A 12,104-nucleotide genomic window follows, 5' to 3' on the forward strand; every position below is an offset into this window, starting at 1 on the left:
TTAAGAAGAGAGATAGACGTATCTCCAGGAATTCCAATGACCAGAAAACTAGTTTTATTCTTCTTACTCTTCTTAATTCTTTGGGAAACGGGTTGTAACACCGTAATCATCCGCCCCTGGACCCCGCCTTACAAAAGCCGATCCGTTCACGACGTTCGAGTTCTCATCGGTAAAGCCGAAGGTGATCTTCAGATCCGCGGCGAAGGAATCATCTCTGTCTACGACGCGAACGATCTTCTTATTAAAAAAGGAATCGATATCATTTCTCTGGACGTCTCTCGTCTCAAGGCACCGATTCGTTTCGTGGGAGAATCAGGCGGCCTAGAATACAAATCTCTAAAGGTCCGAGGTTCGATCAACGTGGTTCCTCAAGGCCAGGGTCCGGCTCTCATCGTAAACTCTCTTCCTTTAGAAGAATATCTCTACGCGGTTGTTCCTTCCGAGGTTCCTTATAGCTGGCCGAACGAAGCTCTGAAAGCTCAGGCGATCTGCGCGAGAACTTATGCGGTTCGCGAAATATTAAATAAAAAGAATGCACTCTACGACGTGGAAGCGACTACCAATTCCCAAGTCTACGGCGGATTGGAAAAAGAACATCCGTCCACTACCAAAGCCGTACAAGATACCACAGGAGTGATGGCGGTTTACGAAGAGACTCCGATCCAGGCGTTCTTTCATTCGAATAGCGGCGGTAAGACGGAAACTCCGGATAACGTCTGGGGTGGAAAAAAAATTCCTTACTTGCCTGCGGTGGTTTCCGAGTTTGATCGCGCGGGGGACAACTTCTATTGGAAGGAAACGATCTCTCAAGATCTCATCGTTTCCAAATTTTCAAATCTCAAGATCGGAGAAATCCAATCCATTCAAGTTTTATCCAGAACGGGATCGGGAAGAGTCGACCTCATGGAATTTGTGGGAAGCGAAGGTTCTACAAGAATCCGCGGAAAAGAATTTAGACAGACCCTCGGCACTCCGGTTCGTTCTCTTCGTTTCGGAATTCAAAAGGAAGGAAACGGATATCTCGTCAAAGGGATGGGTTCCGGTCACGGAGTTGGACTCAGCCAGTGGGGAAGTTTTGGAATGGCGAAAGAAAATTTTAATTACGTTGAAATTCTCAGACACTATTATCCGGGAATCGAACTCGCGAGAATCACTCGATAACTTAGAATTTCTAAAACGACAAAGAGTTTTAGAAATCACCTTCTTAGATGCGCCCTTTGATAAACCCGCTTCTGCGGATATTTCAGGGCGTTTTCACTTTTTGGTCCTTTGAGTAGAATTTAGAAAGCCTCGAAGAAAACGATATCTCCTTTGGGACAGGATTGAAACGTTTCCTTTTTCTAAAACCAAACCGGAACTTTTTTTTCTCTTTTCACGATCTCGATTCTACGATCTTCTGTCTGATCATAAGAAATGACAAACTCCATTCTCTCTCAATCCTCTCTCAAAAGAATCCGTATCTCTCATCTTAGAAAATCCTATCGGAGCGGAAAACTCCAGACTTCAGTTTTGAAAGGTGTCGATTTGGATATTCAGAGCGAATCGGTCATCACTCTTATGGGGCCTTCTGGTTCGGGTAAATCAACTTTTTTGAATATACTCTCCGGGATCGACACTCCCGACTCCGGCGAAATTTTTGTAAACGGTCATCCGCTTCATTCCATGAACGAAAAGGAACTCACGAAATATAGAAGAGAGGAAACGGGAATCATCTTTCAATTCTTTCATCTCCTTCCCTATCTGAGCGCCCTGGAAAATGTCGCGGTCCCTCTCTACATTTCCGGGACCGGTAAAACAGAGGCTCAGCAAAAAGCCAAAGAAGCTCTGGAAAAAGTCGGACTCGTCCCGAGATTGTCTCACAAACCGGATGAACTATCAGGAGGGGAACAACAAAGGGTTGCGATCGCCCGAGCGATCTGTAAAAATCCTTCCTTGATTCTCGCAGACGAACCCACGGGAAATTTGGATACGAAGAATGCAGAAAACGTAATGCGTCTTTTGATGGATCTCCAAAAAGAACAAAAGTTTACGCTTCTCATCGTTACACACGATCAAACCCTCGGTTCTCTTGGAGAATTCAGACTCAAAATGGCGGACGGGGTTTTGGTTTCCTAAAGTTCTTATGTCCTTTCGAATCTACACCTTATTCTTATTCGAATACTTTCGAAGTCATAAACTCGCAGCATTTTTTGCGTTATCCGGAATCGCGCTCGGAGTCGGACTTTTTATTTCCACAACCGCAAACGGAATGAAGGCGGAAAAAAGTCTCACCGACTTTGCCATGGGATACTTTCAAGGGGAATATAAAATCAAGATCACCTCTTCCCAAGGAGATCAAAATCTTCCCGCGACTCTGATCCGGGAACTTTCCTCGGATCCCGAACTCGACTGGATCACAAAGATCGTTCCCCGTTTTCAAAAAGAAGTAATCTTAGAAGACGGAGTCCGCGCCGTTTATCTGGGACTCGACTTTCTAAAAGAGACAGGAAGCTTACGAGGTCGGGAAGTTTTTGCAAATCCAAACAACGCGGAAACCTTAGAATCGATCTACGTTAGCAGGGCTTTGTTTGAAAAACTCGGCAAATCGGAAACAAAACTTCGTTCTCAGTCTAAGACCTTCGATCTCAAAAATCTTAAACCCTTCGATAGCGAAGGAGGAAGTATTCTTATCGAAGATATCGAATCCGCGATGGAACGATTTGAAACGAAAGGAAACGTTAGTTTTCTTTTGATCCAACCGAACACGTTCCGTTCTTCTCAAAAAGAAATCCTGGAGAAAAAACTCGGAAACTTATACAGAGTCGAAACGATAGACGACATCCGTGAGAAATCGGGAAACGCGCTTCGTTCCTTTCAACTCAATCTTCTTGTGATCTCTTTTATCTCCCTCATCATCGCGTTCTTTATGGTTTCCAATACGATGTCCGGTTTGTACATCGCCCGCGAAAAAGAATTGGGAATCTTAAAAACGATGGGGCTCGGCGCCGGTCACACGTTTCTTTTGTTCGTATCTCAGGCTCTTCTTTTGGGAATCGCGGGAAGTATTCTCGGCCTCGGGCTCGGATTCTTTTTTTCAAGACTTGATTTTTTTAGTCCTGAAGCCGCCTCCGCGGATTTATCTTATATCAAAACGTATCGGTTTATTCCTTCCTCGATTTGGATTTTAGGTTTGGGAATCGGAATCTTGGGTTCGTTTCTTTCCGCAGCATTTCCATCCTTTAGAGCCGGAAAGATTTCTCCGGTCTCAATCCTGAGAGAATCTTCTTCCGGAAACAATCGAGTTTCGGAAAAAAAACTTTTGTTTTATGGAATTCTTCTTTTGCTCTTATTTACGGGAGTCGCTTTTTTTCCCGTTCGATGGAGATTTCCTATTACCGGACTTTTGGGAATCGGAGGAATCGTAATCGGCGTTACGCTCTGCTTTCCTTGGATCTTTCAGACGATTACGAGCGTCTTCTTTCGACTCGGTGATCGTTCCGATCGATCCTTTGTATTTATGAAAGTGGGTTTGGAAGAAACAAAAAATCAACCCCTTCGAAACACACTCACCTCCGCGACCTTGATGCTCGCGACTTCTCTCGTGGTTTGTCTTTCCATTCTTACCGATAGTTATCGAAGATCCCTAAACGATTGGGTCGATTCCGAATTTCCGGCGCAACTTACGATCATCAACACCGAAAACCTCGCCGCGGGAATCCACGGAGGAGTTCCCCTCTTTTTGTTAAACGAACTCGCTCAGCTTCCGGAAGTAAAATCTCTGGACGGTTTTTGTGTAAACACAAGAGTTGAAACCGATCACGGGAACTTTACAATTCACGCATATACTTTTTCCACATACGATCGCCCGGATTCGGCCGAAAAACTCGCGTCCAAGGAGAATGAAATTCTAATCTCTTCGAACATGGCTTATCTGCAAAACTTCAAAGTTGGAGATAGAATTTTTCTCTCCACAAAGTTCGGGAAGGAAGAATTTTTTATCAGAGGAATCAAGGAACACTTTTTCTCCGAGCGCGGAACGATCATGATGGATATCAAAAACTACGACCGATTTTTCGGTCTCTCCGGATACAATTCGATCAAGATATTCTTAAAAGAACCTTCGAAAGAAAAAGAAGCCGAACTTTCGATTTCGAAAATTTTAATACAAAATCCCTCTCTGAAATTGTTAAATTCTCAGGAACTAAGAGAAATTTATACCGAAGGAGTGGATAAGGTTTTTGGAGTTTTAAACACGCTCAAGACGACCGCGTTTATCATCGCGATGATCTCCTTGGTTTCTTCTCTTCTCCACAATCTGATCTCGAAAAAAATGACGTTAGGAATTCTTAAATACCTGGGAGCCGATCACAAACAACTCGGCACGATCCTTTTGACGGAAAGTATCTTTCTTACGGTCCTCTCCACTTTTTTCGGAATTCTTCTCGCGTTTCTTTTATCTCCGATCGTCCTTTATGTCGTCAATAAGAACGCCTTCGGATGGACTCTTAAGTTTACAGTGACCCCGGAAGTTTCAGTCGTCTTTCTCATTCTTTCTCCGATCCTCGGAATTCTTTCCGCCTTGGTTCCGTTGTATACTCTGCGAAAACTCGGATTCCGAATCAGTCAAGAATGATTTCAAACGTTGTGCCTTTGAAGCAAAGATGAAAACCAACTTGATTGTAAAAGAACTTTCGATTAGGATGTTCCAACCGTTATGAAGAGCCTCACAGACGTAGCCTTAGAAATCGCATCCGAAATTCGGAAGATCAATCTTCAAGACGACGATAAGATCCCTACTTCCGATACGTTTGTAAAAGAATTGATGGCTCTCTATTCGAGAGAACCGGAAGACCTTCGTAATATCATAGAATCGCTTCGAGAAGCCAAAGTCATCTTTGTCATCAAGATCGTTTTACCCGAGGAAAGGGCAGGAAAGATGAGCGATCCCGGAGTGGACGCATACGCCTATGCGGATCTCAAAATTCTTACCGATCTAAAATACTATGCTGAAAAAAAATTAGAACGTCTTTATGAGGCGACCTACTACAAAAAAAAATCTCCCTCGCTCATCGCCAGAGAACTCTTTCCAAAAATTCGAGAACTAAACAACACCCCGATCGGAAGACTCGTGAACATCGCGGTGATGATCGAAGAGTTTATTCGGATGGTGAACAACAATCCGAACGACTTCCAAGAAGAATTCAGAGTTCAGGCCTTAGAAGAAATTTTAGTCTCCAAGGGAAGCAGTCCGACCGAAGGCAAAGACATCGGCGAGGAAAATCCGACGACTTCGTTTTCAAGTTCGTTCGGCCCCTCCCTTTCTCAAAGAGCGACGGATCGGATTGAGGAACAATTCAACAACGTAAATCCAAACAGTCCTTGGGGAAGAATGGTTTCCAAGTTCTCGATCGATTTTTTACTTCGAGTTCATCTCAGAAAATGCGAATTTGAAACGGTTCGAAAACTGATCATCACCGGAAAAGTCGCAGAAGCTGAACATCTACGTTTGGTTAGAGACAATCTACTCAAGATGGAAAAAAACATCCACGTCGACAAGGTACTCGCCTCCTACCTTGACGAAATGGTCGAACTCAGAAGACTCACACAGAGAAAACTCAATCTACTCGGAAAGTCTAAGATTATCTAAAAGAATTCTAAATTAGAAAAGTTTTAAATAGATCGCACACTGAGCGATCAAAAGCGCTCCCAAAAGAAAAATCCAACGGCGTTTTGCGGAAAACGCCATCTTAATCTTATCCTCCGGAAAGTAGATCGCCACAAGAAGTGAGTTCACGTTTGCGACGAGATAAAAGGATTCTATCTTGATTCCAAAAGGTTTGTAAAACGACGCCACGAGAACAGCAAAAGAAGGAATAAAATAAAGAAGAGTTTTCGGTTGAAAAAAGCCGCCCTTGCTCTCCGTAAGAATCACTTTTTTACCCGTATGTTTCTCCAGAGTCGATTGAAACAAATCAGGCTCCAAAAGATTGAGAACCGGAATTTGGTCTTCCTTTGTTGAAACCAAAAAACGAACGTAGGAACGAAAAAGATCTCTTTCGACCGAAACTACGGACTTGAGTTTTGTTTCCAAGGATTGTCCTTTCGAATTGAAAAGTTTCAAAGAATTCGGTCCCAACTCCACCTTGGCGCCTTCGAGAACGCGGAGTTGTCTCGAAAAATTTCTATAAAGAAGAAACCCGAGAAAGATTGAGAGAAGACCAAAAATTCTCACAAAATCCGTACGTCCCTCTTCCGGGACCTTTAAAAAGTTCCATGCCAAAAAGGAAAGATAAAGAAGAATCACCGCCACCGAACGAAGAAGGAGATTTTTACGAAATTTCGCAGAATCATATAAGAATTCACGCATGTTCTAAATTACCAAAATCACTTTTTTTGAATATAGGAAAAATCTGAACTCCTTCGTCGAGAATCGCTTCCATCCCGCCTTCCTGACGATCCAAAATACAAATTCCTTGAGTGACCTCGATGCCCGAGTCTCTTAGACTCCGAATCGCCTGAATCGTAGAACCGCCGGTCGTGATCACGTCGTCTACGATCACGCAACTTTTGACCGCGTGAACGGCGCCTTCGACCAGCTTTTTGGTCCCGTGTTCTTTGGAGGTTTTGCGGATGATCAACGGATAGACGTTCTTATTTTGTTTTCTAAATTCTAAACTGATTCCGTAACAGATCGGATCCGCGCCCATCGTAAGTCCGCCAAAGGCTTCCGGTTTTGTGATCCCCACTTGAGGAAGGTGTTCGTCTACGATGTATTTGCAAAGAAGCTCCAAACGATCGGGGACAAGAGTGATTTCCTTACAATTAAAATAGTGTCTGGACTGTTTACCCGAAGCGAGAGTAAAGGGTTGTTCGGAGTATCGATAAGCGTGATTTCGAATGAGGTCTAAAAGATCTTGTTTCATGAAGAGTTCTCGTTCTTTTTAATAAATATTTTTAACCAGAATCCGAAATGGAAAGAATCTGGAAAACCGGAAAAAACACTTTCAAAAGGAGTTCGAACCTGAATTCTGTAAATCATGCAGTCAGTGAGACTTACATCAGTTTCTCTCAAAACTAGAGTATTGGATTTTTCGGGGAACTTTGAAAAAATCAAGAAGGTCCTCGAGAAGGAAAAAGATTCCGATCTGATCTTATTTCCGGAACTTTGTATCTCCGGATACGGATGCGAAGATTCCTTCTTTTTTCCCAGAGTCTGGAAGGATTCTTGGGAATCTTTAAACAAACTCCTTCCTTTTACAGAAAATAAGATCGTAGTGGTCGGTCTTCCTATATTCCAAAATCCTTATCTATTCAATTGCGCGGCGGTTCTTTGCAACGGAGCCATCGCCGGGATCGTTCCCAAATCCAATCTTGCGACGACCGGAGTCCACTACGAGAACAGATGGTTTGCAAAAGGAGAAGAAGCCCAGGAGAATCTGGTCGCGCCGGACGGATCTGCGATTCCCTTTGGATCTTTGATCTTTGAAACGGATCATTTTTCTTTTGGAGTCGAGATCTGCGAAGATTCTTGGGTTTTACAAAAACCTTCCCTCACACTTTCGGAATCCGGAACCGACCTCATTCTTTCACCGGGAGCTTCTCACTTCGCGTTTGGAAAACAAAGAATCCGAAGACAGATTTTCAAGGAAAGCTCGAGAAGAGAGTCTAACGTATATCTTTTTTCCAATCTCTGCGGAAACGAATCCGGAAGGCTGATCTTTGAAGGCGGCTCTTTAGTGGTACAAAACGGAAAGCTGATCGCGGAATCGGAACGATTGTTTTTCGGAGATTCTAAAGTTTGTTCTTCGGAAATCGATTTTGACGCGTCGAGATCGGATCGTGCGAGAAACTTTCGTCCTTCCGGAAACCGCTCCCAGAAAAATCGGACCGAAGAAGACAATCGAATCTATCTCGGAATCCAATTCAAAGAAAGAAAACCGAAGATCCAGCGTTCTATCGCCGAACCTTCCCTTTCCAAAGAGGAAGAATCCTACGCGGACTTTACAAGAGCCGTTGCACTCGGTCTATTCGATTATCTGATTCAATCTAAAACAAAGGGTTATACACTTTCCTTATCCGGAGGAGCCGACAGCGCGACTTGCGCGTTACTCGTCACCGCGATGAAAAAGATCGCCAAACAAGAATTAGGTGAGAATTACTTTCAAACAAAAGACATTTCCGAAAATACAATTCTTTCGACGCTCTATCAAGCTACGAAGAATAATTCGGAAAGAACGAGGACTCTTGCGGCGGAGCTCGCAAAAGATCTGCAAACGGTTCACGGAGATCTGACGATCGACGAGGAAGTAAAGAGTATCTCGGATAAAATTTCAAAGGTCACGGGAGTTTTTTTCGATTGGGAAAAACACAATCTCGTTCTACAAAATATTCAAGCAAGGGTTCGTTCTCCGATCATCTGGATGCTCGCGAATCTAAACGGGCATCTTCTTCTTTCTACGGGAAATAGGAGCGAGGCGAGCGCGGGTTATACGACCATGGATGGAGATTCTTCCGGTTCTGTGGCGCCTTTGACGGGTGTCAGCAAAGAATTTATTCTCCAGTGGATGCATTTTGTAGCGGAAGGAAGGGATCCGATTCTTCCTTCTTATCCTTCCGTAAAAGAAATCGTAAAGTCCCCTCCGAGCGCCGAGTTAAAACCTCTCGAAGAGAAACAAGAAGACGAGAAAGATCTTATGCCCTATCCTCTTTTGCAAAAGATCGAAGAACTCTTCGTCGTCCGAGGGGCGGGTTATAGCGAGATCGTTCAACTTCTTTCCCACGAACCCGAGGTTCAAAAACTTCCTTCGGGATTTTTAGAAGAAAGTGTTCGGAAATACATTCAGTTGTTTCACAGAAATCAGTGGAAACGAGAAAGGCTTCCGCCCTCGTTTCATTTGGATGAATATGGATTGGATCCGAAATCGAGTTTTCGTTTTCCGATCCTCTCCGAAGAAAAAGGATCGGGGATTTAGAATCAACCGACCTTTAAAGTGGTTGGTTTGATTTTATTGTATTCTTTTCCTTTGATTCGAACGAGTTCTTCCAGATCGAAGGCCATTTGATAATTGAGCCAGAAATCGGGAGTCATCTTAAAATACTTTGCAAGTCGCAGCGCCGTATCCGGCGTTATCGACTTTTTACGGTGAATGATCTGAGAGATGAGACTTTCCGAAATGCCGATGTCTTTCGACAAACGGTACGCCGACAAGGACATCGGTTCTAAAAAATCAAACTTCAATACATCTCCTGGATGCGGATTGGAAACTCTTCTGTTTTTTATTTTCATAATGTAAACCTTCTTACAAGGCAATGTTTATCAGATTCTTCGCGAAAAAAAACGGAGATAGAATTTCAGAGCGATGTTTTGATTTTTAAAATGTAGGAAACGATCCAACATCGGCGGAGAATCAAATACCGACGTTGGATTGAACTTTTGAGTTTTAGAAGCCGGCTTGTTTGAAAGCGTTTTCCTTATCTCTTTGAACTTGTTGGAGCTGGTTCTTGATCGAGTCTTGGATGTTTTGTAATTTTTTCTCGGTCTCTTCTTCCCCGGAACCTTTTTGAAGATCTACGAGATAGTTGATGATATCCATACGATCCTGGGTTTGTTTTTCCATGTGATTGTAATAGGAACGAATCTGAGTAGGAGAAGCGGTTCTCGCGTAGACGTTTCTTGCGGCTTCGGCGATCTGATTCTCCTCTTGTTTTTTGGCTTCTCTTTCTGCGGCATTCAGTTTTTTAGGAACCAGAGAATTGTTCGGAAAACGTTCTCTCAACTGCGCAAAACGTTCCATCTCTTCGTTTGTATAAGGTTTGTTTGTCTGTGGATTGAGAGGGTTGTCCGGATCGGATGCGTTCGGGTCCGCTTCTTTTGCTTCCCCTTTTTCGGATTCTATGTATTCCCCTTTTCCCGCTTTGTAAAAGGAAGAATCAAAGATCGAATCGTTGGTTCTTCCGCCGGAGGAACCGGAGGAAGATGAGGACGAACTCCCGCCTCCTCCCAAAAGAAGAGCGACGCTGTCTGCTTCTCTGTTTTTCTTTTCTCTTTCTCCCGGATCGTCGGAAGAAAAGAGAATCCAAATTAGGGCTACAAGAGCGATGGAAATCCCAGAATAGAGGATGATTTTACGAATGCTGACCACGGTTTGTTCTCCGGAAGAATTCAGGAAATTTTGATTGTAAGACCGCCGTTCTAGGAAATTCTATCCTGAAAGCGGATCCTTTCTAATTTTTAAGAATTTGAATCCGAAGCAAGATAAAAAATGTCTTCTAAAACACTGCATCCAGCGATTCTTTCCACCCTCTTTGCGATTTTTCTTTTTCTCGGATGTGGTCAAAATACGGAGACAGCTCAGTCCCCCTTTGTTTTTCTTTCTCCCGTAGGAGTTCCTCAGTTCTTGAGCGTAATCGCCGTGAACGAAGGAATTACGGACAAGGCGGTAAAGGACATAGATTTTGTATCCGAGCCTAACAGCTACAAACCCGAATATCTGATCCGCTATTATATTACGAATGGAGAACCTCAGTTCGTAGGTTATAATCTTTATATTACTACCGCGGCCCCTTCCGTAGCGGAAACGTTAGCCGGTGGAAATGTCTATCTCGAAGACGGGGTCCAACCTTCTTTTCCTCATTTGGCTTCCGAGGCTTCGACTAGTTCTACGAAATTACAAACCCATCGTGTTCTAAATCAAGTTCCTCCGCCCGGTGTTTTTCCATTTATCAAATGTGAAATTTATACCTTCACGATGAGAGCCCTCTTGAACAATGGAATCTTTTCCAATCCTTCTACGGCCGTTCGAATGTGTTCTTCCTCTCGTCCTTATCTCTGTCCCGTAGGATCCAGTTGTAATCCATCGGAATGTAATACAGGTTCTTGTAGCACGACCGTAAAACAAAACTGTCCGGTAGGAACTCTTTGCAATCCATGTCTGATCGCCGGCGCCGAAGAAACGGGATGTGTTTGTCCTTCCGGCGTTTCTCCTCCCGGCTGTAATCTATGAGTTTAGAGGAAGAATTCGAAGAATCTTCCTCGGAAGAAATTCCACTCCAACCGGGAACACTTTACGTCGTTTCCACTCCGATCGGAAACCTAGAAGACCTCACTTTTCGAGCCCTTCGCATTCTTAAAAATACAAATCGAATCCTCTGTGAGAACGCGGGACATTCCAGAAGACTTCTGAAATACTATGGAATTGATACCCCGGCTTCCACGCTTTATAAGGATCAATCCGCGGTTCCCTATTCCGGGCTGATCGAAGAATTGAGAGAAGGAAAGAATTTTGCTCTCATCTCGGACGCGGGCGCCCCTGGGGTTTCGGATCCAGGTTCCCATCTCATACGAATGGTTCGAGAAGCGGGGTTAAACGTCACTCCGGTTCCCGGAGCGAGCGCCCTCACCGCGTTACTCTCCATCTCGGGTTGGCAGGCGAATCCGTTTTTATTTCTGGGATTTGTGTCCGAGAAAAAAGGAAAGAAAAGAAATCAACTGGGAGAATGGAAAGAATTCGAAGGATTGATTATGATCTTCGAATCGGTGCACCGAATCGGAGATACAATCGACGCCGTGAAAGAAATTTTTCCGGATGGAGAATTCCTGATCGGACGGGAAATGACCAAAATTCACGAGGAAATTCTTCATTATTCTCCCCTTTCCGAAGGAAAACTCAAGGAATTTGCCCGAAAGGGCGAATTTGTGGTTTTAATCAACACGAATCGGAAAAAAATGCTTAAAGGCTCTCTTGGATCGGCCGATAGAATTCAGTAGAGGTAAGAAATCATGACTATCGATAAAATCGGTGGGATCGGCGGAAGCGGATACGAACCGAAAAGAACCACTCCGGTTAAAAAAGCGGAATCAAAAGAGACTTTTGATAACGTTTCTATTTCCGATACCGCAAAACAAAAAGCATCCGAAGCAAGACTTCAGGCTGAAGTTCAAACGATTACACGTAAAATTCTTTCTACTCCCGAAGAATCGGATCGTTCCGTGAAATTAAAAGAAGTTAAAGAAAAACTCAAAAACGGAGACTATGACAATCTGAGTTCCGATGTTTTAAACACCATCGCAGACAGAATCTCTGAGACCATGTTAGGTCAATAAAAACGTTACGGAAGACTGATTT

The 12,104-nt window shown here is 43.7% G+C and carries 12 protein-coding genes; 8 read left to right on the plus strand and 4 right to left on the minus strand.

Annotation, left to right across the window (positions count from 1 at the left end; translation table 11 throughout):
• Positions 1-36: 36 nt before the first annotated feature.
• The 4 genes from A0128_RS12580 to A0128_RS12595 all read left to right on the plus strand — a co-directional run bounded on the left by A0128_RS12580 (position 37) and on the right by A0128_RS12595 (position 5,626).
• A complete protein-coding gene (locus A0128_RS12580; protein ID WP_069607837.1) occupies positions 37-1,161 on the plus strand; it encodes a SpoIID/LytB domain-containing protein in 1,125 nt (374 codons plus the stop codon).
• A 252-nt stretch (positions 1,162-1,413) separates the two neighbouring features.
• Complete coding sequence (locus A0128_RS12585; RefSeq protein WP_069607838.1) at positions 1,414-2,115, plus strand: ABC transporter ATP-binding protein; 702 nt, start codon at positions 1,414-1,416, stop codon at positions 2,113-2,115.
• A 7-nt stretch (positions 2,116-2,122) separates the two neighbouring features.
• Positions 2,123-4,612 carry an ABC transporter permease gene (locus A0128_RS12590; protein ID WP_069607839.1) on the plus strand — a complete coding sequence of 830 codons (2,490 nt, stop codon included), beginning with the start codon at positions 2,123-2,125 and terminating at the stop codon, positions 4,610-4,612.
• A gap of 81 nt (positions 4,613-4,693) precedes the next feature.
• Positions 4,694-5,626, plus strand: a complete 933-nt coding sequence (locus A0128_RS12595; protein ID WP_069607840.1) for a hypothetical protein — start codon at positions 4,694-4,696, stop codon at positions 5,624-5,626.
• Between the two features lie 12 nt (positions 5,627-5,638).
• Here A0128_RS12595 and A0128_RS12600 read toward each other — a convergent pair whose 3' ends face one another.
• Together A0128_RS12600 and pyrE are read right to left on the minus strand one after the other, a co-directional pair.
• Complete coding sequence (locus A0128_RS12600) at positions 5,639-6,346, minus strand: hypothetical protein (protein ID WP_069607841.1); 708 nt, start codon at positions 6,344-6,346, stop codon at positions 5,639-5,641.
• Entirely contained in the window at positions 6,339-6,902 is a 564-nt protein-coding gene (gene pyrE / locus A0128_RS12605) for an orotate phosphoribosyltransferase (RefSeq protein WP_069607842.1), read from the minus strand. Before pyrE ends, A0128_RS12600 begins: the two co-directional genes overlap by 8 nt.
• 114 nt (positions 6,903-7,016) lie before the next feature.
• On the opposite strand from pyrE, the gene nadE reads away from it, so the two are divergent.
• Positions 7,017-8,951 (plus strand): NAD(+) synthase, encoded by a 1,935-nt coding sequence (gene nadE / locus A0128_RS12610; RefSeq protein WP_069607843.1) that lies wholly within the window; start codon positions 7,017-7,019, stop codon positions 8,949-8,951.
• Between the two features lie 2 nt (positions 8,952-8,953).
• On the opposite strand, the gene A0128_RS12615 is transcribed toward nadE, so the two are convergent.
• Both A0128_RS12615 and A0128_RS12620 read right to left on the minus strand, forming a co-directional pair.
• The gene (locus A0128_RS12615) at positions 8,954-9,265 is read right to left on the minus strand and encodes a HigA family addiction module antitoxin (protein WP_069607844.1); all 312 of its coding nucleotides are present in this window, start codon (positions 9,263-9,265) and stop codon (positions 8,954-8,956) included.
• A 154-nt stretch (positions 9,266-9,419) separates the two neighbouring features.
• Positions 9,420-10,121, minus strand: coding sequence for an LIC_20245 family lipoprotein (locus tag A0128_RS12620; RefSeq protein WP_069607845.1), 702 nt, complete (start codon positions 10,119-10,121; stop codon positions 9,420-9,422).
• A gap of 120 nt (positions 10,122-10,241) precedes the next feature.
• On the opposite strand from A0128_RS12620, the gene A0128_RS12625 reads away from it, so the two are divergent.
• The 3 genes from A0128_RS12625 to A0128_RS12635 are packed head-to-tail and all read left to right on the plus strand — an operon-like array spanning position 10,242 to position 12,082.
• Positions 10,242-10,982, plus strand: a complete 741-nt coding sequence (locus A0128_RS12625; protein WP_069607846.1) for an LIC11073 family putative lipoprotein — start codon at positions 10,242-10,244, stop codon at positions 10,980-10,982.
• The gene (rsmI, locus tag A0128_RS12630) at positions 10,979-11,746 is read left to right on the plus strand and encodes a 16S rRNA (cytidine(1402)-2'-O)-methyltransferase (RefSeq protein ID WP_069607847.1); all 768 of its coding nucleotides are present in this window, start codon (positions 10,979-10,981) and stop codon (positions 11,744-11,746) included. The genes A0128_RS12625 and rsmI overlap by 4 nt, the downstream gene beginning before the upstream one ends.
• Positions 11,747-11,758: 12 nt before the next feature.
• Positions 11,759-12,082, plus strand: a complete 324-nt coding sequence (locus tag A0128_RS12635) for a flagellar biosynthesis anti-sigma factor FlgM (RefSeq protein ID WP_069607848.1) — start codon at positions 11,759-11,761, stop codon at positions 12,080-12,082.
• Positions 12,083-12,104: the final 22 nt, after the last annotated feature.

The organism is Leptospira tipperaryensis (genome assembly GCF_001729245.1).
In the GTDB taxonomy this organism is placed as follows: domain Bacteria; phylum Spirochaetota; class Leptospiria; order Leptospirales; family Leptospiraceae; genus Leptospira; species Leptospira tipperaryensis.

What these genes read in the sequence shown, in the direction of transcription:
- A0128_RS12580 (WP_069607837.1), top strand. Translation starts at nt 37, where the DNA reads ATGACCAGAAAACTAGTTTTATTCTTCTTACTCTTCTTAATTCTTTGG.
- A0128_RS12585 (WP_069607838.1), top strand. Translation starts at nt 1,414, where the DNA reads ATGACAAACTCCATTCTCTCTCAATCCTCTCTCAAAAGAATCCGTATC.
- A0128_RS12590 (WP_069607839.1), top strand. Translation starts at nt 2,123, where the DNA reads ATGTCCTTTCGAATCTACACCTTATTCTTATTCGAATACTTTCGAAGT.
- A0128_RS12595 (WP_069607840.1), top strand. Translation starts at nt 4,694, where the DNA reads ATGAAGAGCCTCACAGACGTAGCCTTAGAAATCGCATCCGAAATTCGG.
- A0128_RS12600 (WP_069607841.1), bottom strand. Translation starts at nt 6,346, where the DNA reads ATGCGTGAATTCTTATATGATTCTGCGAAATTTCGTAAAAATCTCCTT.
- pyrE (WP_069607842.1), bottom strand. Translation starts at nt 6,902, where the DNA reads ATGAAACAAGATCTTTTAGACCTCATTCGAAATCACGCTTATCGATAC.
- nadE (WP_069607843.1), top strand. Translation starts at nt 7,017, where the DNA reads ATGCAGTCAGTGAGACTTACATCAGTTTCTCTCAAAACTAGAGTATTG.
- A0128_RS12615 (WP_069607844.1), bottom strand. Translation starts at nt 9,265, where the DNA reads ATGAAAATAAAAAACAGAAGAGTTTCCAATCCGCATCCAGGAGATGTA.
- A0128_RS12625 (WP_069607846.1), top strand. Translation starts at nt 10,242, where the DNA reads ATGTCTTCTAAAACACTGCATCCAGCGATTCTTTCCACCCTCTTTGCG.
- rsmI (WP_069607847.1), top strand. Translation starts at nt 10,979, where the DNA reads ATGAGTTTAGAGGAAGAATTCGAAGAATCTTCCTCGGAAGAAATTCCA.
- A0128_RS12635 (WP_069607848.1), top strand. Translation starts at nt 11,759, where the DNA reads ATGACTATCGATAAAATCGGTGGGATCGGCGGAAGCGGATACGAACCG.